This is a genomic window from Salimicrobium halophilum, assembly GCF_900100295.1.
In the GTDB taxonomy this organism is placed as follows: Bacteria; Bacillota; Bacilli; order Bacillales; family Halobacillaceae; genus Salimicrobium; species Salimicrobium halophilum.
In genome coordinates this window covers 249,050-271,035 of sequence record NZ_FNEV01000001.1, presented here as the reverse complement: position 1 = coordinate 271,035, position 21,986 = coordinate 249,050, and the positions used below count along the sequence as shown (strand labels likewise).

27 protein-coding genes and 1 riboswitch are annotated in these 21,986 nt (G+C 46.4%); of the genes, 5 read left to right on the top strand and 22 right to left on the bottom strand.

Features of this window, described 5'->3' with window-relative positions:
- The first annotated feature begins 27 nt into the window (after nt 1–27).
- The gene (locus BLQ44_RS01485) at nt 28–996 is read left to right on the top strand and encodes an asparaginase (protein ID WP_093191188.1); all 969 of its coding nucleotides are present in this window, start codon (nt 28–30) and stop codon (nt 994–996) included.
- 59 nt (nt 997–1,055) lie between these two features.
- Here the strand turns inward: BLQ44_RS01485 and BLQ44_RS01480 are convergent, their stop codons facing one another.
- From BLQ44_RS01480 to BLQ44_RS01465, 4 genes are all read right to left on the bottom strand, one after another.
- The gene (locus BLQ44_RS01480; RefSeq protein ID WP_176757387.1) at nt 1,056–2,048 is read right to left on the bottom strand and encodes a YpdA family putative bacillithiol disulfide reductase; all 993 of its coding nucleotides are present in this window, start codon (nt 2,046–2,048) and stop codon (nt 1,056–1,058) included.
- A 71-nt stretch (nt 2,049–2,119) separates the two neighbouring features.
- Nucleotides 2,120–3,385, bottom strand: a complete 1,266-nt coding sequence (locus tag BLQ44_RS01475; protein WP_093191185.1) for a Glu/Leu/Phe/Val family dehydrogenase — start codon at nt 3,383–3,385, stop codon at nt 2,120–2,122.
- A 147-nt stretch (nt 3,386–3,532) separates the two neighbouring features.
- Nucleotides 3,533–4,108: a genetic competence negative regulator gene (locus BLQ44_RS01470; protein ID WP_093191183.1), complete on the bottom strand. Its 576-nt coding sequence runs from the start codon at nt 4,106–4,108 to the stop codon at nt 3,533–3,535.
- A 50-nt stretch (nt 4,109–4,158) separates the two neighbouring features.
- Nucleotides 4,159–4,881, bottom strand: coding sequence for a metallophosphoesterase (locus BLQ44_RS01465; RefSeq protein ID WP_093191180.1), 723 nt, complete (start codon nt 4,879–4,881; stop codon nt 4,159–4,161).
- A gap of 133 nt (nt 4,882–5,014) precedes the next feature.
- On the opposite strand from BLQ44_RS01465, the gene BLQ44_RS01460 reads away from it, so the two are divergent.
- Genes BLQ44_RS01460 through BLQ44_RS01450 form a run of 3 tightly spaced genes read left to right on the top strand, consistent with a single transcriptional unit; the run spans nt 5,015 to nt 6,044 of the window.
- A complete protein-coding gene (locus BLQ44_RS01460; protein WP_093191178.1) occupies nt 5,015–5,218 on the top strand; it encodes a spore coat associated protein CotJA in 204 nt (67 codons plus the stop codon).
- A complete protein-coding gene (locus tag BLQ44_RS01455) occupies nt 5,215–5,463 on the top strand; it encodes a spore coat protein CotJB (protein ID WP_093191175.1) in 249 nt (82 codons plus the stop codon). The genes BLQ44_RS01460 and BLQ44_RS01455 overlap by 4 nt, the downstream gene beginning before the upstream one ends.
- A gap of 11 nt (nt 5,464–5,474) precedes the next feature.
- On the top strand, nt 5,475–6,044 hold the full coding sequence (locus BLQ44_RS01450; RefSeq protein WP_093191173.1) for a manganese catalase family protein: 570 nt from the start codon (nt 5,475–5,477) through the stop codon (nt 6,042–6,044).
- On the opposite strand, the gene BLQ44_RS01445 is transcribed toward BLQ44_RS01450, so the two are convergent.
- The 3 genes from BLQ44_RS01445 to BLQ44_RS01435 are packed head-to-tail and all read right to left on the bottom strand — an operon-like array spanning nt 6,038 to nt 9,065.
- Nucleotides 6,038–6,613, bottom strand: coding sequence for a CPBP family intramembrane glutamic endopeptidase (locus BLQ44_RS01445; RefSeq protein ID WP_176757386.1), 576 nt, complete (start codon nt 6,611–6,613; stop codon nt 6,038–6,040). The two genes, BLQ44_RS01450 and BLQ44_RS01445, sit on opposite strands and share 7 nt — an antisense overlap.
- On the bottom strand, nt 6,603–8,105 hold the full coding sequence (locus BLQ44_RS01440; protein WP_245688075.1) for a RecQ family ATP-dependent DNA helicase: 1,503 nt from the start codon (nt 8,103–8,105) through the stop codon (nt 6,603–6,605). The genes BLQ44_RS01445 and BLQ44_RS01440 overlap by 11 nt, the downstream gene beginning before the upstream one ends.
- A 6-nt stretch (nt 8,106–8,111) precedes the next feature.
- Entirely contained in the window at nt 8,112–9,065 is a 954-nt protein-coding gene (locus BLQ44_RS01435; RefSeq protein WP_176757385.1) for a helix-turn-helix domain-containing protein, read from the bottom strand.
- A 148-nt stretch (nt 9,066–9,213) separates the two neighbouring features.
- Between BLQ44_RS01435 and BLQ44_RS01430 the strand changes: the two genes are divergently transcribed.
- Nucleotides 9,214–9,480 (top strand): ferredoxin, encoded by a 267-nt coding sequence (locus BLQ44_RS01430; RefSeq protein ID WP_322787511.1) that lies wholly within the window; start codon nt 9,214–9,216, stop codon nt 9,478–9,480.
- A gap of 47 nt (nt 9,481–9,527) precedes the next feature.
- On the opposite strand, the gene BLQ44_RS01425 is transcribed toward BLQ44_RS01430, so the two are convergent.
- From BLQ44_RS01425 to BLQ44_RS01355, 15 genes are all read right to left on the bottom strand, one after another.
- The gene (locus BLQ44_RS01425) at nt 9,528–10,040 is read right to left on the bottom strand and encodes an ECF transporter S component (protein WP_093191165.1); all 513 of its coding nucleotides are present in this window, start codon (nt 10,038–10,040) and stop codon (nt 9,528–9,530) included.
- A gap of 6 nt (nt 10,041–10,046) precedes the next feature.
- Nucleotides 10,047–10,451: a DUF4430 domain-containing protein gene (locus BLQ44_RS01420; RefSeq protein ID WP_093191162.1), complete on the bottom strand. Its 405-nt coding sequence runs from the start codon at nt 10,449–10,451 to the stop codon at nt 10,047–10,049.
- Between the two features lie 141 nt (nt 10,452–10,592).
- Nucleotides 10,593–10,763: riboswitch (cobalamin riboswitch) on the bottom strand.
- A 40-nt stretch (nt 10,764–10,803) separates the two neighbouring features.
- Complete coding sequence (locus BLQ44_RS01415; protein ID WP_093191159.1) at nt 10,804–12,552, bottom strand: ATP-binding protein; 1,749 nt, start codon at nt 12,550–12,552, stop codon at nt 10,804–10,806.
- A complete protein-coding gene (locus BLQ44_RS01410; RefSeq protein WP_093191157.1) occupies nt 12,552–13,268 on the bottom strand; it encodes a response regulator transcription factor in 717 nt (238 codons plus the stop codon). Before BLQ44_RS01410 ends, BLQ44_RS01415 begins: the two co-directional genes overlap by 1 nt.
- A gap of 52 nt (nt 13,269–13,320) precedes the next feature.
- A complete protein-coding gene (ccsB, locus tag BLQ44_RS01405; RefSeq protein WP_281241384.1) occupies nt 13,321–14,508 on the bottom strand; it encodes a c-type cytochrome biogenesis protein CcsB in 1,188 nt (395 codons plus the stop codon).
- On the bottom strand, nt 14,486–16,162 hold the full coding sequence (resB, locus tag BLQ44_RS01400; protein ID WP_093191152.1) for a cytochrome c biogenesis protein ResB: 1,677 nt from the start codon (nt 16,160–16,162) through the stop codon (nt 14,486–14,488). Before resB ends, ccsB begins: the two co-directional genes overlap by 23 nt.
- A 26-nt stretch (nt 16,163–16,188) precedes the next feature.
- Complete coding sequence (gene resA, locus BLQ44_RS01395) at nt 16,189–16,740, bottom strand: thiol-disulfide oxidoreductase ResA (protein WP_093191149.1); 552 nt, start codon at nt 16,738–16,740, stop codon at nt 16,189–16,191.
- Nucleotides 16,741–16,793: 53 nt separating this feature from the next.
- Complete coding sequence (locus tag BLQ44_RS01390; protein WP_093191146.1) at nt 16,794–17,522, bottom strand: pseudouridine synthase; 729 nt, start codon at nt 17,520–17,522, stop codon at nt 16,794–16,796.
- Nucleotides 17,523–17,599: 77 nt separating this feature from the next.
- Complete coding sequence (locus BLQ44_RS01385) at nt 17,600–18,112, bottom strand: spore maturation protein (RefSeq protein WP_093191144.1); 513 nt, start codon at nt 18,110–18,112, stop codon at nt 17,600–17,602.
- Nucleotides 18,109–18,699, bottom strand: a complete 591-nt coding sequence (locus BLQ44_RS01380; protein ID WP_093191141.1) for a nucleoside recognition domain-containing protein — start codon at nt 18,697–18,699, stop codon at nt 18,109–18,111. The genes BLQ44_RS01385 and BLQ44_RS01380 overlap by 4 nt, the downstream gene beginning before the upstream one ends.
- Complete coding sequence (locus tag BLQ44_RS01375; protein ID WP_245688074.1) at nt 18,687–19,550, bottom strand: D-alanyl-D-alanine carboxypeptidase family protein; 864 nt, start codon at nt 19,548–19,550, stop codon at nt 18,687–18,689. The genes BLQ44_RS01380 and BLQ44_RS01375 overlap by 13 nt, the downstream gene beginning before the upstream one ends.
- Nucleotides 19,551–19,624: 74 nt before the next feature.
- Nucleotides 19,625–20,182 (bottom strand): SMC-Scp complex subunit ScpB, encoded by a 558-nt coding sequence (gene scpB, locus BLQ44_RS01370; protein ID WP_093191136.1) that lies wholly within the window; start codon nt 20,180–20,182, stop codon nt 19,625–19,627.
- On the bottom strand, nt 20,172–20,912 hold the full coding sequence (locus BLQ44_RS01365) for a segregation/condensation protein A (protein ID WP_322787510.1): 741 nt from the start codon (nt 20,910–20,912) through the stop codon (nt 20,172–20,174). The genes scpB and BLQ44_RS01365 overlap by 11 nt, the downstream gene beginning before the upstream one ends.
- 70 nt (nt 20,913–20,982) lie before the next feature.
- Nucleotides 20,983–21,336: a GNAT family N-acetyltransferase gene (locus BLQ44_RS01360; RefSeq protein ID WP_093191134.1), complete on the bottom strand. Its 354-nt coding sequence runs from the start codon at nt 21,334–21,336 to the stop codon at nt 20,983–20,985.
- Nucleotides 21,337–21,545: 209 nt separating this feature from the next.
- Nucleotides 21,546–21,980, bottom strand: a complete 435-nt coding sequence (locus BLQ44_RS01355; RefSeq protein WP_093191131.1) for a peptidylprolyl isomerase — start codon at nt 21,978–21,980, stop codon at nt 21,546–21,548.
- Nucleotides 21,981–21,986: the final 6 nt, after the last annotated feature.

Sequence of the window (21,986 nt, the reverse complement as noted above, 5' to 3'; positions counted from 1 at the left end):
GAGACCTCGGGAAATGGAGTGATTCAGTTGAAAAATATATTAATTCTGCATACAGGTGGCACCATATCCATGGAAGAAAATACTGATACCGGAGAAGTGGACACGACGGACGTCCACCCTCTCTCGAAAGCTATGGAGCATGTGAGCCCTTTCGCCAATATTTCGGACGAAGCCGTCTTCCACCTCCCCTCCCCTCATATGAAACCGGAAGATATGCTGAAACTCGGGCAGCTGATCCACGAGCGTTTCAGTGAAAAGAAGTACGACGGGATCGTCGTGACTCATGGCACAGATACATTAGAAGAGACTGCGTACTTCCTCGACTTGTTTCTGCAAACGAGAAAACCGGTCATCGTTACAGGGGCCATGAGGTCCGCGAATGAAATCGGTGCGGACGGCCTCTACAATCTCATCACTGCAGTGAGAGTGGCCAGCAGCGATGAGGCGCACGAGAAGGGAGTCCTGGTGGTCATGAATGATGAAATTCACACTGCCAAAAATGTGACCAAAACCTCCACCTCCAATGTAGCGACTTTCCAAAGCCCACAATACGGACCTATTGGAATCACGACAAAACAGCAGGTGTTTTTCCACCACAAGATGACATACAGAGAATCCTATCCCATTCAAAAGCTTTCCAAAAACGTGGTATTGCTCAAAGCTTTCGCAGGGATGGATGGAACGATGATCGAGTCTCTTCTTGAGACCGGCGTAGATGGAATCGTCCTCGAGTCCCTCGGTCAGGGTAACCTCCCTCCTGCTATGGTCCCTTCTCTCGAGAAGTCTGTTCTGCAGGAAGTTCCGGTTCTGATCGTTTCAAGATGTTACCAGGGTTTTGTACAGCCGACGTATGCTTATGAAGGAGGAGGCAGACACTTAGAGGATCTCGGACTTATCTTTGCGAACGGATTGAACGGACCGAAAGCGAGACTGAAACTGATGATTGCTCTTGAAATGACAACCAACCGTCCGGAACTCATCTCGATGTTCCAGTAAAAAAAGGCAGAAGTCCCTTACAAGGAAGGGGACTTCTGCCTTTTTAATAGTGCCACCCATTAAGTGGTGAGCTCTTTTTCTTTACATATATCTGCAGCGATCTTCTCTCCGTGCCATCTGCCGTTTTCGATGAAGATCTCATTGTTGTTGTATCCCGCCGCAATCACTCCGGCTACGTATACCCTGCTTACATTCGTCTCCATCGTCTCTTCGTTGAACATCGGTCTACCCGTATCCCCGTCAATATCGACACCGATATTTTTTATGAAAGGGTGATCAGGCTTATACCCTGTCATCGCAAACGTAAAATCATTCGCCACTCTTTTCTCTTCTCCGTTCACAGCATAAATGATTTCATCATCTGTGATTTCTTTCACGTCCGCTTCGAATTCCATAGTCACGATTCCCTTGTCCACCAGGGAAGAGAACTGCGGAAGGATCCAGGGCTTGATGCTTCCCGAATAATCACTACCCCGGTAAAGGACCGTCACGTGTGCCCCAGCTTTCACCAATTCCAATGCTGCATCAGCTGCAGAGTTCTTTCCACCTATGACCGCGACCTCTTTGTCGAAATAAGGATGGGCTTCTTTGAAATAATGACTGACTTTCTCCTTCTCTTCTCCCGGAATCCCCATGTAGTTCGGCTGATCATAGTATCCGGTGGCCACAACGAGATAATCCGCGGTATATCTTTTCTTATCTCCAGTCACTTCACCCCTGGTCTCGAGCACATACCCGTGATCTTTTTTCGACACTTCTTCCACCCGCTCGAACGTGTTGATCCTTAGATCTTCACGCTGGGACACAGCCCGGTAATACGTAAGAGCCTCGTTCCGTACCGGTTTCTGACGCTCAGAAATGAACGGGATATTCCCAATCTCCAGTTTCTCACTGGAACTGAAGAACGTCTGGTGCGTCGGGTAATGATAAATGGAATTCACGATATTCCCTTTCTCTATCAAAAGGGGATCCAACCCTTTCCTTTTCATTTCTATCGCAGCACTCATACCACAAGGGCCGGCTCCGATGATGATCACCTGTTCTTGTTGCAAATCTTTCACTCCCCGTCCGTTAAAAATCTCCTATCAACGTTATGATAGGAGATTTCCTCTTCTTTATCAACTTATACCCATCCGCGAAAACGGGCGGCTTCCGCCATTTTACGTACACCGACCATGTATGCGGCAAGGCGCATGTCTACCCTTCTTGTTTCCGCTGTCGTATAGACATTATCGAACCCTTTCACGATCACTTTATGCAGTTTCTCTTCCACTTCTTCTTCTGTCCAGTAAAAACCCTGGTTGTTCTGTACCCATTCAAAATAAGAGACAGTCACTCCACCGGAAGAAGCCAACACATCCGGAACGAGGAGAATATCGCGCTCAGACAGGATCTTCGTCCCTTCTAACGTCGTAGGTCCATTCGCAGCTTCTACGACGATGCTCGCCTTGATATTGTGTGCATTCTCTTCTGTAATCTGATTTTCGATAGCTGCAGGTACAAGGATGTCACAATCCAGTTCTAACAGCTCTTCGTTCGTAATCGTATCATCGAAAAGATTCGTGACGGTACCGAAACTGTCCCGCCGATCGAGAAGATAATCGATATCTAATCCTTCAGGGTCATGAAGACCGCCGAGAGCATCAGAAATTCCTACGATTTTTGCGCCCTTGTCATACATGAATTTCGCCAGAAAGCTCCCGGCGTTTCCGAATCCCTGCACGACAACACGTGAACCTTCGATATCTATGTTCTTTTTCTTCGCAGCTTCATCTATGCATATCGTTACACCTTTGGCTGTAGCAGTCTCTCTTCCATGAGAACCACCAAGTACTATGGGTTTCCCTGTTATGAAACCTGGGTTATTGAATTCATCAATTCTGGAGTATTCATCCATCATCCATGCCATGATCTGCGAATTCGTAAATACGTCAGGAGCAGGAATGTCTTTCGTAGGCCCTACAATTTGACTGATCGCCCGAACATATCCTCTGCTTATCCCTTCAAGCTCACGGAAGGACATTTCCCTCGGATCACAGACGATTCCGCCTTTTCCTCCCCCATAAGGAAGATCGACGATGCCTGCTTTCAGACTCATCCAGATGGAAAGAGCCTTCACTTCTGTCTCCGAGACGTTCGGGTGAAACCTTACGCCACCTTTGGTCGGACCTATCGCATCGTTATGCTGGGAACGATAACCGGTGAATATCTTTATTGAACCGTCATCCATACGGACCGGTATCCGAACCGTCATCATACGCACAGGTTCTTTCAGTAGTTCATACACTTCATTCGGATACCCGAGTTTATCAAGGGCTGCCTGAATAACTGTCCTAGTAGAAGTCAATACATTCGTTTTATCTTTCTCTCCTGGTTTGTCGGCTACCATCACATAAACCTCCTATATGAAATTCACGCCATCTTCAGTGAATAGTATACACTCAATCAAAGGGATTGAAAAGGAACCATTCCGTTTTCATCATAACAAATCGCCCCAAAAAAGAAAGCGTTTTCAGATAAGTTTCATTCTTCTTCATCAGAAGAATGAATGAAATTTCTCCACCGTCTCGCGAAAAGCGACTCGCACTCCATATTCCTGAAGCCAGACCGAGGTCATGGTCGATGCTCCTCCAAACTCAGAGAGAAGCGCAATTACATCATCCTTCTCCTGGTCTTCCAGTTCGAAGTCCTCGAGGATGAGGTAATACGAATGATCATAAGAATACAGGGTACCTCCGGTCATTCCTAATCGATGGAGTGTTTTCGTCACACTAATCACATCTTCTATATCTTCGAATCTGTACATAAGTTCTCTATGCTCATCCAAGGTCACTTTCATCTCCAGAAAATCGTCTTCATCAGTGGAAGACTCCTCAGATTTTGTAACGACTACAAGCATGCCTTGAGCCTGCAGCAGATATATTTGAACAGTAAGGACACCAGCGAGCTCTTCTCCCAGTTCTTCCTGCGCTTCTAACATCATATCGCTGAAAATCTGATGAACCCTAGGAAGGTCTTTCCATATCTCCTCTTTCTCCAACCCCCGTTCCATCAAGTCATCCGAAGTCAGAAATATTTTGAACTTATGAGTGGATAAACGTTCAACGCGCATATACATCCCCCCTTACCTTTATATATGCATCTCTTTATAGGAAGAAACGGCTAACTTTCATTTTGCATGGTGAACACATGATATTCTGAATGGGTTTCTAAGCGGATCGGCAACAGAGAAGTGCCATACCCTTCACTGACAAAGACCGATTTCCCTCCGAACTTTTTCCATCCTCCGCGTTCATAAGGACCATAACCCATGAATCTTACTTGACCGCCATGGGTGTGACCGGCAAGCACAAGATCGTAATCTTCGGCGTAATCCTGCCACTCATGGATGAAGAAAGGGTCGTGCACGATCAAAATAGATGGCCTGACATTGGATTTCTGCGGGAGGGTCGTTCCTTCCGGCCGATAGGGATCTAGTCCAGTAATGCTGTACGTTTCGCCCGTATACGTATCGTTAGAAAGTGTTATAACCCCGTAAGTCGCCAGCAATTCAAATAGCGTCTCTTTTTCCCGATCATTGTTGCCAGGGATGAAAAAAATAGGTTTATTCAGCTTGGTCAATGCCTCTAAATTATGTTTCATTGTAGCGTCAGACACACGTTTGTCGACGAAATCTCCACCTATCACTACGATGTCCACATCTTCTTTTGTCATTCGGTCCTCTATCCGATTGTTGTGCACATCTGAGACGAACAGGACAGTGAATGACTCTTTCAGGTGCTTCAATCGTATCGTCTCTTCTCTTCTTACCGGTGTGACAGCTCTCTTTCCCATATACCGGAGGATACCTACCACTAAAAGGAAAGTGATCCAAAATTTTCTCACATTATTCACCTCAGCTTCATGAATCCTAACTCATCATACCAGAAAATATAGCAAAGAAAAATCAGGGGCTCTTACTTCTGTTCATAGGACAACCACCGCCATTCATAAAATACAGACGGAAGGAGGAAGACACATGAATTCATTCGTCAGATCTTATCACCCTTATATCAGTCCGAACGACCCCTGCCCTCCCGTCAAAAAGAAATATTATGCCACACCCCCGCAGTTGTTCATAGGATTCCAACCACGAGGATTACCTCAATTTCCGCTTCATAAAGCTTTGATGCGCGGCACGTTGTGGCCGATCTTTTCGCCAGAGGGAGGAAGAGAAGAATGAAGGAACAGAAGGATTTGCTGTTACACATCCAGGAAATCGATTTCGCCCTCGTCGAACTGACCCTTTATCTTGATACTCATCCTGATGACATGGAGGCGATTCGTCAATTCAACGAACTCGCTTACGAAAGCAGAATGGCGAAACGGAACTATGAAGAACATTACGGACCACTTCTTCAATATGGAGGAAGTTACTCGGGGTACCCATGGACGTGGAACAATTCTCCGTGGCCCTGGCAAATTTAGGAGGGATATCTTTGTGGCTATATGAAAAGAAACTTCAATATCCGGTACAGGTGAGTGAATGCAATCCGAGGCTCGCCAAATTTCTGGTGGAGCAGTACGGCGGGGCGGACGGAGAGCTTTCGGCAGCCCTGCGCTATTTGAATCAGCGGTATTCGATCCCGGACAAAGTGATTGGACTGCTCACTGATATCGGAACAGAAGAATTCGCTCATTTGGAAATGATCGCAACGATGATTTATAAATTGACGAAAGATGCATCTGTGGAGGAACTCGAAGAAGCGGGGCTGGGCGCCCATTATGCCAGCCATGATCACGCTCTGTTTTATAACAATAGTGCCGGTTCCCCCTGGACCGCTACGTATATTCAGGCGAAAGGCGACCCTATCGCCGACTTGTATGAAGACATCGCAGCCGAAGAAAAAGCGAGAGCGACGTATCAGTGGATTATCAACATGTCCGATGACCCGTTCCTGAACGACAGTCTGAAGTTCTTGAGAGAAAGGGAAATCGTCCACTCCCAGCGATTCAGAGAAGCTGTAGAGATCCTGAAAGATGACCAGAGCAGCCCCTCCCACTATTGAGTTCCATAGCGGATCATCAATGCCAATGTCACGTCAACTAAGAAATGAGCGATAATAACATAAGTCAATACTTGGGTTTGTTCATATACAAACCCGAGTAGAAAGCTTATGTAAAGGACGGATAGAAAAAGTACCGGTTTCTTCAAATAACGGATGTGGACGAGCGCAAAAAGCAGACTTGCTGTTACATAACTGAACATCGGCTGAAGGACGCCTCTGAAAAGAACTTCTTCACTGATCGCGACGATTGCTGTAAGAAGTACAATCATGGACACGGACTGCTTTTCGAATACTTTCCTGTTGATGCCCCCGTCATCATAATGGTTTTCAGGAAGTGTTTTCATAAGTAAAAGGTCCATGCCTATAATGAAGAGGGCAGGCACGATCCCGTACCATACACCTTCTGAGAACGTAAAATCCCACTGGCTTTTCCAGTGCTCGGTGAAAGACTCCATGAAGATGGCACTGATCACTATTCCAAGAAGGAAAAGAAATATTTGAGAGAGAAGTAATTGCTTCGTTATTTCTTTCGTCGACATCTGTTGGATCAGTTTCTCTTTATCCGTCATGGAAACCTCCAGGTAAAAGAAGGGCCTGCAAACGTTCATGCCAGGACATCGTAGTCGTTCGATTCTGCTTTTCCTGATAGGTCACTTCAAACACCGATGGATCACACTTATCACAACAGATATATTCAGGTGGCTGGACGTGCGATTGGAAATGACGATACAACTCGTTTCTCCGGCATCCCTCGGTATGAAGAACTTCCAGCATACGCTGCAGGTGTGTCTGCTTTTTTTCTTCTCTTCTATTCTTAGTACGCTTCATATTTGTCAGTAAGGTCTGCGGGTCGATCACCCCTGCCTCTTTGGAGCTCTCCATCTGATACTTGAGAAAGTTATACTGAGACTCAGATAATTCGAGAGTTGCACACTCTTCTATGGCAGGAATCTTCTTATAAGCGGATGCTAAATAAACGAAATCTTCCACCTGATGATCGGAAGGCAATTCCGATTCGATGAACATACGCGGCAACCTGTCGTCTCCCGGAGAATACAAAAGAAGGCTTGTGCATTCTCTCCCGTCCCTGCCGGCTCTTCCGATTTCCTGGATGAAGGATTCGATTCTCGGTGGCAGGTGATAATGAATGACTAACCGGATATCCGGCTTATCGATTCCCATACCGAAAGCGCTCGTACAACAAATGACATCCAGTTCATTTCTCATGAACTGCTGTTGGACAAGCTGACGATCCACCGGTTCCATCCCCCCGTGATAAAAACCGATCCTTCCCAGGTTGTGCTCCTTCAATTCATAACAAACCTTCTCAGCCGTCTGACGGCTGGAGAAATAAATCATTGCCGGAGCTTGCTGACGGCTCAAATATTCTTTGAGAAATTCGAGTTTCTCCGATTCATTCCGTCTTATCGACATACTCAATTGGATATTCGGCTTATCCATAGGATAGATGAGTTTTTGCGCCTTTGTCCTGCCCAGTTGAAAAAGTATATCTTCCTGTACCTGAGGAGTCGCTGTCGCACTCACAGCCAGAAGAGGGGGATCCGCGAGTTCTTCTAAAATCCGGCCGAGCTTCAGGTAATCTGTTCTGAATTCATGCCCCCACTGAGAGATACAATGAGCTTCATCTACGACGAATAGAGAGACCTTCACATTTTGAAGCGCCTCCCTCATTTTCGGCATAAGCAGCATTTCCGGGGAGATGTACAATAAATCCAGACTCCGGAGATTATGAAAGATGAATCGTCGTTCCTCTGTTGTGAGAAAGCTGTGAAGGGCAGCCACACGCTTCATGCCCTGCGCTTTCATCTGCTTCACCTGGTCGATCATTAATGAAATGAGCGGAGAAACGACGATGGTTATTCCAGGTTTCATCAAAGAAGGAAGCTGATAACAAAGTGATTTGCCGCTCCCGGTCGGAAGGATAGCCAAAGAATCCTTTTCATCCAGCACATTGCTGATCACTTCTTTTTGACCTGGACGAAATGTTGTAAAACCGAAATATTTTTCTAATGGTACTTCCAAATCCAAGGGATGGATCATTATCATCTATCCTTTCTGCAACTTGGCAAGCACGATTCTCAATTGGAAATATGAGTAGCCGCCGTTCAGCTGATCATGAATGATCTTCAGTCGTTTCGTTCCTGTTTTTCGGACGACCTGACGAATCTCTTCAAATCCCGAATCACTGATGAAGGCATCCACAGGACGTCCCGGATCTACCAGCACTGCCTCCACGAGATGATCTTCGATCGTACTGGTCTTCAATCCGCGGACGGCTGCCACATCTTCGATCGATTGATATTGATCGAACAGTTGAATCGATTTCTTAGATGAAGCCGTCAACGTTTCTTTTTTAACGAGGTCTCCCGTCAGTTTATGAAGATGAAGAGTCCTGTCTTCGGCAGCAGTGAAAAACAAGTAATAATGCATGTTCTTAATGTACAAAGGTACGTCAATCGGCTCTATATCGCCGGTCTCAGCAAGCTGATCATAAGTCCATCCTGTGCCGTCTCCGCCCGTAAAGCGTCTGACGAATAAATTCTTTTCCATATCAGTGAACGGCTGAAGAGTAAGGTTCAATTCCCGGAAGAGTGCTGCTGCGTCACTTTGAAGATGTCGCTTCTCCCTGTTATAAAAAGTTTTCACCCACTGCTGCACCGGAGTTTTCTCCACCACAGGAAAGTAATGATCCTGCCGATGGGCTGCATTGCTTAAAACCTGAACCCACAATAAAAGTCGATCCTGGAACTGATTGACCGCCTCGGAGTACTCCATTCCGGAAAAGTAAAGAGAAAAATCGGAATCCGACAGCTCCTGCCGTCCCACACCAGTGATCGTAACCCTTGATTCGTCCACGCGCTCTATAGCCTTCTCTTCTTCGAGCCTGTGTAGGACACGAGTGATCATCTCTCTTCTTAAACCAGGATACACCCCGTAATACTGATCGATTCCATAAACTTTCGCATCCTGGAATGTCTGGGAGGATTTCTTTCCTCTCAATAAATGGAAAACACCTGAAATTGTTCTTTCGGCATTCATAGAATGGAGGCAATCTAATAGTATGTATCGGAACATGCAGCACGAATCCTTTCAGTAAGATAGTTGATTTCATTACGAGTAACACGTAAACTGATGGTAACACCCGCTAATGAAAGAAGGGAAAAGTTTGAAACTCTACTCCATCGTAGACAAAGATACCTGTATCGCATGTGGTGCATGCGGAATGGCTGCGCCTGAATTATACAATTACGACGAAGAAGGCCTGGCCTACTTCTTATTGGATGATAATAAAGGGAATACCCCTATTCCTGAAGACTTGAAATTGGATGCGGAAGATGCGCAGGAAGGCTGTCCGACAGGGTCAATCAAATTGGCGGACGTCAGTTTCGAAGGAAAAATACCGGAAAAAAGATAAAAGAAGGTGCTGCTCAGCACCTTCTTTTATTATAGCATGTATAAAACTCAGGAAGCGAGCTGCAGGTTCTTTTCATAGCGGACGAACAATGCCTCGAACACTGCATAAAAAACCAGGATGAAGACAAAGTTGGAAACGGCATGCATAAGATCAAAAGGCAGGCTGGCCAAAAGGTAGCCCCAGAACGGCTGACCGATCGCTCTCATCGTTAAAGCCATAATTACTCCGAAAAAAAGGCCGGACATAAATCCGTATATCCCTAGCCCCCATACAGGAACTTTCGGAAGTAGCTTTCCGAGGAGTCCGGCCCCCACTCCTATCGCTCCCCAGGCGATGATCTGCCATAATGACCAGATCCCCATACCAAGAACCATGTTCGTGAGAAATGTCGTCAAAAAAGCCATGATCACTGCAGCCAAGGGACCCATCCAGAATCCTGTCAGAATGATGATAGCCGTGACCGGCTGAGCGTTGGGTACAGGAGCAAACGCTATTCTCCCGACCACTGCAACTGCTGCCAGCATGGTCACAAGCGTCATTTTATACGTATTCCATCTCATAACCGATCATTCCCAAGCCTGGAAATCAAAACGGATCTCGTCATCTTCCTCAATCTCGTACTCTCCGGCTCCTACCATGGCTTCTTCCCCGTTAATCGTATATATCCAGGCCATCTGTTCTCCTTCTTCGGCAGACACGCCTTCAATACCTGTGATGAAGCCATCTTGTGTTTCCAGGTCGAAGTTCTCTTCCATCGCTTCAAGAAGCACCGTACCTTCTTCTACAGTGATATCTTTTTCAGCGATCTCTTCTGCGCCTTCGTTCTTCGTAAGTTCAATAGTCGCTTCTACCCCTTCTTCCACCTGGGCTTGTTCTTCCTGCCCTTCCGATGAACCGCTTTCTGCCTGACATCCTGAGAGAATAGCGACCGCGATCAAACTCGTCCCCAAAACATTCTTCAATCTTTTCATTGATTTCCACCCTTTCTCCTGAAATAGAAGTAAAGAGCATAGAAACAACCGGCCATTAAAAAAAACCCGTCCATTTAAAAGGACGGGTTTGAGACGGACGTACATACGTGACCGATCATCTCAAACGCTCAATCCTCGAAGCTTTGAAAACCTTCACAGACAGGTCTACTGGCTTGTGTCGTCCTACTCCGACTCCTTCCCGAGGTCCCTTAAAGACCCCAGTGGATTGCATCGTTTCGTTACACTTACAGTTGCGAGGACAGCTCCGGATTCACACCGGATTCCCTATGCACCTATGAAGCATATTCAGTTATCTAACAGATTACACGACTTGCTTTATTTTGACAAGTCCTCAGGTAGGCAGGATGATCCGGAATGTCGTCCCTTCCCCGAGTTTACTCTGGGCGGAAATGGTTCCTCCGTGAGCTTCTACGATATTTTTTGCGATCGCGAGCCCGAGACCGGTGCCCTGCTTTTCATTAGAAGGATCCCTCTTACGGGATTTGTCCCCTTTATAGAAACGTTCAAAAATGAACGGGAGATCCTCTTCCGGTATACCGGAACCGGTGTCTTCTATCGTAGTGATCCAGTTGTTGTTCTCCCGGTATACTTCGACGGAAACGGCCCCTTCTTCTTTCGTATGCCTTATCGCATTATCAAGCAGGTTGGTGATCACTTGCTCTATGCGGTCCGGATCTATACGGGAGACGCCGACCGCTCCCTCAGGATAGTCACACCTCAAGTGAACATGGTTCTCTTCCGCAACGCCGTGGAATTTCTTCACGATACGGTCTACGAATAGATCGACCTCTACGGGTTCTTCATATAGCTGAATATTTCCTGATTCCATTCTCGCCAAATCGAGCAACTCATTGACGAGACGACCCATCCGTTCGGATTCCTCCAGGATAATCTGAGCCAGTTCATTCTTCTCTTCCTGTGAGGCTGCCACCCCATCTACGATTGCTTCACTATACCCTCGCATCATCGAAATCGGTGTACGAAGTTCATGTGAAACATTCGCCAGGAAATCTTTCCTCAATTTGTCGAGTCTGCGCTCTTCAGTCATATCCCGGAAGACAGCTACGACCCCTCTGATAGTCGTATTGCTATAGAGGGGCGTCATGATGATGACCCATGTTCTTCCCTGGACCGTCACTTCCGTCATCGCCTCTCTCTCTTCCGTTATTACCGATTCAAACAGATCCTGGAGAGGGGAAGGAAGTTCAGCCTTGGACAACTCTTCTTCATACCTCCACCATTCCAACAATTGTTCTGCAGGCGGATTGGTCACGAGAATATTCTTTTTATGATTCAGTGTGATCACGCCGTCTGCCATCGATTTCAATACACCGGAAAGCTGTTCTTTTTCCTGGTTCAAAGCATCGATATTCTGCTTGAGTTGACGTCCCATACGATTGAACGCGATCGCCAACTCTCCGATTTCATCATGGGTGAGAATCGGAATCTTCGTGTGGAATTCCCCTTTGGATAACTCCAGGGCCCCTTTTCGCATTTTCATAAGAGGTGCTGTAATCCGTGTAGACAGAAAGAAAGCAAAAATAGTAGTCAGTACGATAGCAATTCCTGCACCGAGAAACACGGTTTTCGTCGTTTGCTGCGTCGTTTCTTCTACAGAATTGAGAGGTTTGTAAACGAACACCGCACCTTCTTCCCTTTCAAGCGGTGCCCCAACCGCCAGGAAGTTCCGTCCTTCTGTGGAAGCTACCTTTTTCACTTCCACTCTCTCGTCCTCTACTTTGGACAAATCAGGATCACTCCGGAACCATTGGCTGTCGAGCTGTGCGAAACCTTCCACATTGCTTTCCAATGTCCACGCACCCGATTCCCCGTCTGTAATGAGCACGTGACTCGACGGAGCTTTCACCGATTCTGCGGTTGACCTTACGATTTCCTCATCCTGATGACTTGTGATCAGTGTTGATATGACAGAGGCGGTCTGAAGCATTTCTTCTTCTGCTTTGTTCACATGGAAATTCTCGAAAAATTCAAGCAGAAGTACAGTAAGAATCATTAGTACGAAACAGACCAGCAGAAGGATGGTGAACCACAATTTTACTACGACGCTTCTCCAGAACATCAGTCGCCGCTGACCTCGAATTTATATCCGACTCCCCAGACGGTCGCAATCATTCTGGCTGCTTCAGGTGACACCTTGCTCAGCTTTTCTCTCAGCCGCTTCACGTGGGTGTCTACCGTACGCAGGTCTCCGAAAAATTCATACTTCCACACTTCTTTCAATAACTGTTCCCGGTCAAATACTTTATCCGGTCGCTCGGACATATATAAAAGGAGCTCATATTCTTTCGGAGTCAAAGGTACCTCCTTGCCGTCTGCAGTAACCCGGTGAGCGTCATTATCAATGGTCAGATGCGGAAAAACGATGACATCTTTCGTCTCTGTATCCGTATTCAGGAACTTCGTTGTAGAAGATCTACGTAAAAGAGCCTTCACTCTCAGTACAACCTCTCGTGGACTGAACGGTTTTACAATATAATCGTCCGCCCCGGTTTCGAAGCCTTCTACACGGTTCGCTTCTTCCCCTTTGGCCGTAAGCATGATCACCGGTGTGGCTTTCTTCTCCCGTAAAGACTTACAGACATCGATCCCGTCCATACCAGGGAGCATCAAATCCAGCAGTATCACATCATAGTCATTCTGAAGAGCTTTATGAAGTGCCTCTTCCCCGTCTTCTGCTTCTTCGATTTCATAATCTTCGCGTTCTAAGTACATTTTCACGAGTCGTCTAATTCTTTCTTCATCATCCACTACTAAAATTTTTGCTTCCTGATTCATAGCTGTTCCCTCCTTAAAAGAAAAGACAGGAGTAGCTCCTCCTGTCTTTCATTTATGCATAAGAATGAAGTCCCGATATGATTAGATTGACCGCGATCAGGTTGAACATGATTATCGCAAAACCTATAACGGCAAGCCAGGCGGAACGTTCTCCTTCCCATCCTCGCGTGAGTCTCAGATGCAGGAACGCTGCATAGAAAAACCAGGTGATGAGGGCCCACACTTCTTTCGGGTCCCACCCCCAAAAACGGTCCCATGCCTCCTGTGCCCAGATCGAAGCGAAAATAAGTGCCCCTAGTGTAAATACAGGGAAGCCGATCGCTACTGCGCGATAAGATACTTCATCCACGAGTCTCGGGCTGGCACTTCTGAGGAAAGGTTGGATGGATTTCGCTACCCTCTTTCTCAATAATACCCTCAAGAGACCATAAATCACAAGCCCGGCCAAGAGCGACCAGATGACCGTATTGAACTTCACCGGAGCATTCACTCCCTGCATCCATCCGGGCGTTTCAAACAGTGGTCCAAACGCATGATCCGTAAGCAGCTCGCCATCTTTCGGACCGGCGATGGCCGGCATTTCGTACGTTATCTGAGTCATTGAACCATTTACAGGCGCTTCAAAAGTTGTTTCATAATTCATCGCACCGAACGTGGTACCGACAGCTATGTAACCGACGACACACAGAATGGAAAAAATGATGAACTCCAACCAGCGGGTACGCTTGGTCGCCTTCTCCTGATTAACCTGACGAATCAGGTAGATCAGACCGGCAGCAAAGCTGATGGCAAGGATCGCCTGACCAAGAGCTGCCGTAGTTACGTGAATGTATAACCAATGAGACTTAAGCGAAGGTACAAGCGGGCTGATTTCTGTCGGAAACATACTGGCATATGCGATGATCAGTAACGCCACCGGCAGAGCGAACAATCCGAGCAACGTGATTCGATAGATGAAATACAGAACGATGAACCCGAATACGAGCATCATACCGAAAAACGTCATGAACTCGAACAAATTACTTACAGGAGCGTGTCCCGCAGCAAACCAGCGTGTGAAAAAATATCCGACCTGCGTCAAAAACCCGACAATAGTCAGTCCGATTCCGACATTCGCTATTTTCTTATTTCTATTTTCATTAGAAACTTTGATTGTAGCTCCAAAAATGAAGGTGGCAACCAAGTAGATGAAAAAGGAAGCATATAGCAGATTGCTACTAATCTGTGCTAATTCCATCATCTTTCCCCCTCTCGCGTTTATCCTTCTCTTCCTGCTGATCCACAGGAGGTTCTATTCCGGTGTCCTCCAGTGTCTGATCGATGTCTTTCTTCAAAGCGAACCAGTTCTTATTGGTATGTCCGGCAACCCACACTCCTGTTTCTTTCGGCTGTATCCATATTCTTCGGTGGTTCCAGTACATCCCCTGGATGACCCCGATCATGAAAATGGCCGCACCGAATGCAATGAAAGGAAGGGTATAATCTCTCTTTACGGTAAGGCCTGTGACATCGCGAACACCGAAGTCGACGAGACCCACCTTGTAATCATTCTCACCGGTAGCATCGATGTTCACACCGATACCTGCGAAACTGACTTCCGGCTCTTCTCCTGGACGTTGCACCTCAAAGATGAAAGCAGGATTTCTCGGGAATTTGGATACTTGTGTAGGGACGCCGTCATCAAGCTCGAACTCCGGATAGTACCGGTCGAGTCTTACAACTGTGCCATCATCAAGCGTGTATTCATCTTTAGGTTCCGTCAGATCCACCGTAAACTCTCCGTAATTGGTATCTTCGTTTCCTTTATCATGAAGTTTGAAGGTCATGGATTGGAATTCGTTCAGCTGATAACTCGCCTGATACAAAGATATTCCGTTCTCTAATTGTATGGGATGGTTAACTCTGGCCTCGGCATCTTTCACTTTCTCAAGCTCCGGTTCTTTCCCTGGAACAATCGGGAGGTCCGTCCGCTTGTAGATGACCGCGTTTGTCTGATAATTCTCAGGCACCGGATTCGCCTGGTTTTGTAAAGATTCCTGGAACTGTGAATTGTTCTCGTCATTCGCATCATAGGTTTCAAGAATGAAGTCTTCATTCTCTATATAGTATTTTCCTTCCGTTCCGGCTATTTCTTTCGTTTCACCTTCCCGGATCCATAGGAACTCATCCATGTACATCGCAGGCACGAAACGGAGCATTGAACCTAGAAGCACGAGGATCAGTCCGATGTGATTGACATAGGGCCCCCACCTGGAAAAACGGTTCTTCTCAGCAAGGAGGTGTCCGTCCTCCTCGAACAGCTTATAACGTTTCGACCTGAGATTCTTCCTCAATTTACTATAGTCTATGTTTTCGTTGATCGTTTCCCCGAAAATCCGCTGTTTCTTCATAAAATTCACATGTCGCTTCGGTTTTTGTTTCCTTAATGTTTTATAAAGAGGGATAAAGCGGTCGATACTTGCAATTACAATCGACACTCCAAGCATTGCGATGATAAGCAGATACCACCAGGAACTGTACAGGTTGTGGAATCCGAGCTGATAATAGATCTGCCCCAGCATCCCGTACTGCTCTTCATAATGCGTAGTAGGATCGGAGCCGGGTGGTAAGTACATCTCCTGAGGAAAAATCGTACCGACAGCTGATGCGACGACCAGCAGGATTATAATGGAAACCCCTATCTTCACGGAAGAGAAGAAGTTCCATACCTTATCCACGAAGGTACGCTGATACGTCTGGGACCTACGGGCGCTTCCATCATACCTCATATTCAAAAGCTGTTCCGGTTTGTTGTCATTCAGGTGCTGGTTTTCTTCGAAAGGTTTACCGCACGCTTCACAAAGCACCGTTCCTTCCGGGTTCACATGCCCGCATTCGCATGTAATTCTACTCATAAAAATACCTCACAATTTCATACGTATTAAGAAGAAGGAGCGATATCCTGCAGGTGACCTTCGAGTTTGCTTAACGTCAAGGGACCTATAACCTTTTCTTCCACCGTTCCGTCAGGATTGATGAAAAACGTAGTCGGAATCGGTTTAATGCCATATAAATTCATCACCTGACCATCTTTATCCTGGAGGATAGGGAAGGTCAATTGATATTCTTCCATGAATTGTCTGACTACGATATCCGTCGTATCAAGGTTTACAGCCAGTATTTCTACCCCTTTTTCTTTGTATTCCGGGTAAAGGTCTTCCATATAAGGCATCTCTTCTTTGCACGGCTCACAATAGGTGGCCCAGAAGTTGATCATGACTCCCTTTCCGCGTAGGTCTTTCAACTCCACGGTTTCATCACTGCCGAACTTTTTAAGAGAGAAGTTTGGTGCTTCGCTCCCTTCAGCTACCGTTACATCCTCATCCTGCAGGGCTGAAACTACTGCAAATGTGATAAGACTCAGCATGACAAGCAGCAGGACTGTACGGAATATCAGTCTTCTTTTCTTTTTGTTTACTGTCTGTTCGCTCATTTCATTCACTCCCCGACTATTATAACATGAGCGCTTTCATGATTTATTGAACATTATTTAACATTTTCATCAGCAAGCTGTCGCAATTGCTTCACTTCGTGAGGTTTGAGAGGGCGAGAATCGCCGGCATTCAATCCGTGCAGATCGAGAAATCCATACCGTTCTCTCTTCAGTTTATCCACCGGTACTCCGAGAGCATCGAACATCTTCCTGATCTGTCTGTTCTTTCCCTGGTGAAGCGTAATTTCGATGATAGCGCTATTCTTCTTGCCATCTGTAGAAAGGATGTGGGCACTCTCGGCTTTCAGGAATTCACCGTCGACTTCCATCCCTTTTCTCAGCTGCTTCATATGTTCTTTACTCGGAATTCCTCTGGATTTGATAACATACACTTTGTCGATTTTATGTTTCGGATGCATAAGCTTATTCGCAAACGATCCGTCATTCGTAAGTAAAAGTAGCCCTGAAGTATCGTAATCGAGTCGTCCTATAGGAAACAGGCGCTCCTGTATCTCCGGAAGATAATCCGTGACTACCTTTCTTCCCCGATCGTCTTTCACACTCGAAATGACTCCCCTCGGTTTGTAAAGCAGATAATAGACAGGTGCTTCCCGTTCTAACGGTACCCCGTCCACTTCGATTTCATCCTGTGGGGATACTTTCGTACCGAGTTCTGTAATCGTTTCGTCATTGACCTTCACTCTTCCTCGTCTGATCAATTCCTCGGATTTCCGCCTGGAGGCTACGCCGGCCTGCGCCATCACTTTTTGCAATCTTTCCATATCTGTCCAACTCCTTGTTTTCTAGCATAATAGGAAGCCACGCTGCAACATCAACGTGGCCCAACTTTGTTTGTATATTAATTTAATAAAAGTGTAACCACTGCTATCGAGGCTATTATACCAACAAAATCAGCCAGTAGTCCAACTTTTAAGGCATTTCCGTACTTTTTGATTTGTATCGCGCCAAAATAAACAGTAAGTATATACAACGTCGTGTCTGTACTTCCCTGCATCACAGATGCCAATGTACCGATGAATGAATCCGGTCCATGCGTACCTATGAGATCCGTAGTTACGGCCAGTGCCGCCGTTCCGGATATAGGACGGACCAGGGCAAGCGGGAGGATTTCTCCAGGAATTCCAACCAGATGAAACACGGGTTCAAGGATATATAATAGTAATTCAACAGCTCCGGATGCCCTGAATATGCCGATGGCCACCATCATTCCGAGCAGGAAAGGGAGGAGGGATAACGTTATCTGCAATCCTTCCTTGCTTCCCTCCGCGAAAACTTCGAAGGCAGGAACGCCTCTTTTCAAAGCAGTCAGAAGTATGATGAGAAGTACCAGCGGAATGATCCAACTGCTCATAGACTGTCCACGCTTTTCCGGTAATTGAGCCACCGATCGATCAACAATGCTGCAATCGTCGAAATAGCGGTGGCCATTATAGTTGCAGGAATGATGCTGGTGGGATCTGTGGAATCATATTTCATCCTGATAGCTATAACGGTGGTGGGGATAAGCGTCAAGGAAGACGTGTTCAAAGCAAGGAGCGTAATCATCGGACGTGTCGCTCTTTCTTTGTCACCGGAAAGCGTCTGCAGTTCCTTCATCGCTTTGATTCCGAGAGGGGTAGCCGCATTGCCGAGACCGAAAATGTTCGCTGTCATGTTAGAAACGATGTAGCCGGTCACCTTGTGATCTTTCGGAATATCCGGAAAAATCCGTGTGACAAACGGAGTGAATACATCCGATACTTTCTCGATGAGTCCTGACTTTTCCGCGATTTTCATCATACCGAGCCAGAACATCAGGATTCCGAGAAGCTGAATAGCTATCTCAACACCTGTTTCCAGTGATTGGAATACAGCTTCATTCACTTCCTGCATCCTGCCGTTAAAAGCTGCTACCAGAATACCTACTGCCGAAAGGAAGACCCATATCAGGTTGACCATGAGAATACACCTTCAAAAACCGCGAGGATACGGTCCAGGAAAGAAGAATCAGATGCGTCCTTCCTCTTCTCGAAACCGTATTCGTAGAGCATCCGATGATCCTCCCAATCATCAGGGGCATTCAGGGTAACGGCGATCAAGGTCACCCCGTCCTTCTCGGCAGAAGAGACGAACGTACGTCCTGCGGCTTTGGTATAGCCAGTCTTCCCTCCCGTAGCAGGGTCATAGTACGTGGTAAGTAATTTGTTCTTATTTCTCCAGGGGTAGTCTCTGATGGAAGATTTATAAGAGGTCTTCTCCATGACTTTTTCCATCGTTTCATTCGTCTGAACATGTCTCATAAGCCTGGCCAAATCCAGTGCACTGGAATAGTGCATCGGATCATCCAGACCATGAGGGTTGGCGAAATGTGTATCGGTGAGTCCCAGCCAGTCTTTCTTTTCATTCATAAGGTATACAAACCCGGGAATACTTCCTCCGACGTGCTCGGCAATAGCTACAGCAGCATCATTCCCTGAACGGAGAATCAATCCATGGATAAGATCCTCAAGTGGCACTTTTTCGCCCGCTTCGAGATACAGAGATGAGCCTTCTGTGGTAGCTGCATCCACACTCACTTCCACGATATCGGACAAGTTCCCGTGCTCACTTGCGATAAGACCCGTCATTATTTTCGTCGTGCTCGCTATCAAAGCTCTCTCGCCGGCTCGTTTTTCATAAAGGACATCACCGGTGCCTGCATCTATTAAAACGGCCCTCTCTGCAGAAACATAGGGATCAGCGCTGACCGTTGTGTTGGTAATCAGCATCAGGATCACCATACTTATAAGCACGAATACGTTTCGCCCCACTGGTCCATCTCCTCCCTTCACCTTCATCCTATGTGAAGGGAGGTACGGTTATGAAAACAAGCCTGTTTCTCCTTCTACAAGTTATCAAAAAAAGTTTCAGCTTGAGTCAAGTCATCTTCCCAAGCTTCTTCGAGGACAGGAAGCTGATCCAGGGACTCCAGTCCGAAGTAGATGAGGAATTCTTCTGTCGTTGCATAAAGTATGGGACGTCCGATCGTTTCTTTCCGTCCGGCATCTTCAATCAAACCTCTTCCTACGAGCGTCTGCACAGACTGATCGCTCTTCACGCCCCGGATATCATCGATTTCCACTCTGGTGATCGGCTGTTTGTAAGCGATGATTGCCAAAGTTTCAAGCGAAGCTTGAGACAGCCTGGTATTTTTCTGCTGGTATAACCACTGTTTATAGATAGCGGCAAAACGTGGCTTCGTCGTCAGCCGGTAAACCCCTTTCGACTCCATCAACCGAAGTCCTCTCTCGGGACGTCCGAGTTCTTCTTTCCATTCATCCATGATCTCATCGATCGAAGCTTCCGTAACTTCCAACACTTTCGCCAGCTGTTCTTTCGTCATCCCGGAGCCCCCGGCGGCAAACAAAAGCCCTTCAAGAATCGCTATTTGATTATCTTTCATCATTATCCTCCCACTTATATACATACAAACCTTCGAAATGATTGTTCTGAACACAGGTGATACGGTGGTTTTTGATCAGCTCCAGCATAGCGAGGAAGGTGGTGACGGTCTCTGTCCTCGACCTGACTGAAATCAGCTGTTCAAAAGGCACCCCGTCCGTTCTCGCGTCCATTTCTTTCATGATACGGTCCATCGTAAGCTGGATTGGCATCTCTTCTCTTTTCACACTTGTCTCCCGGTCCTTTTCAGGGGATGGGGGCGTTTTATTGAACATACGGTAGAGGGCGTCTACCATATCGAAAACCGTCGCTTCCTGTTCAAGAGTCTCCCCTCCCACTTCCATTGGGTCCCTCGTATACACTTCATTATCTTCCGTTTCCTTCTCCCTCAATGTTTGTGCCGCTGATTTATATTTCTGGTATTCTTTCAATCTCTCCACGAGCTCTTCTCTCGGATCTTCCTCCACTTCCGTTTCTTCGGGTTCGAGGGATTGGTTCGGAAGCAACACCTTACTCTTGATGGCAAGAAGCGTCGCTGCCATTACCAGATACTCACTTGCCACATCCAGTTCGAGTTCTGCCATACGGTGTATATAATTCATGTATTGATCTGTGATTTCTGCTACGGGTATATCATGAATGTCGATTTCAAGACGTTGGATAAGGTGAAGCAACAAATCCATGGGCCCTTCGAATCCATCCACTTTTATATGATATTTATTTTCCATCATCATCAGCCTTTTTGTTCTATTTTCCTCATCCATCTTATCACGAAAAAAAGAGCGCTATCTACGCGCTCTTTCATTTTGCACTGCTGCACTTTTCAACGAAAGCTTCTGTTTCTTCTGTTGCACACACAGCGTATGCTCCCTGGTATTTTTCGGTCGCCTTTTTCACCATCTCTTTGCCGATGCCACTATTCCGATGAGAGGGGTTGACGGAGACATGCTGAACAATGGCATCACGACCTTCAATCCTTAGTCCGACAGCACCTATGATATCTTCTCCTTCTTTCCAAAGATAAAGGTGCCAGTCTTTGTTACTCTCATATTCTTTAATGATATCCTGCAGTTTTTTTACATCTTTTGATTCCGGCATAAAGGACAAGAGTCCCATAGCTATCTTTTCAAAAGATTTTTTAAACCTGATTAACATAGCGACCCCTCAATTATTATAATATTGATTAGGCTGGATTACTGGACAGCTATTCCGAACCAGACATACAAACCGAAAATTAAACTGATAGTCGAAAATATGATCAATAGTGTACTGTTACGCATGCGCACTTTTATTCCTCCCGGATTGCCTAGGAAATAGCATACTCCATTTGCCTACATTATTCAAGTGGAAGCAGAAAACCTTCTTTACTCTTCTTCCACCCTCACTTTATGCATAACATCCCCGGGACGTACACGATCGACACTTTCCACTCCGTCAATCACTTTACCGAAAACAGTGTGTCTGCCGTCCAGGTGAGGTTGAGGGCTATGACAGACGAAGAATTGGCTTCCGCCGGTGTCTCTCCCTGCGTGCGCCATTGATAAAGTCCCCCGCTCATGTCGATGCGGGTTGTCATCCGTTTCACATTTGATCGTGTATCCAGGACCACCGGTGCCATCCCCTTTAGGACAGCCTCCCTGTATAACGAAGTTCGGGATCACCCGATGAAACGTCAGTCCATCATAGAACTCTTTGTTCGCCAGGCTTTCGAAGTTTTCGACGGTTCCCGGGGCATCCTCTTCGTAAAGTTCCAGTGTCATACGTTCTCCGTTTTCGAATTCGATATATCCTTTTTTCATGATTAC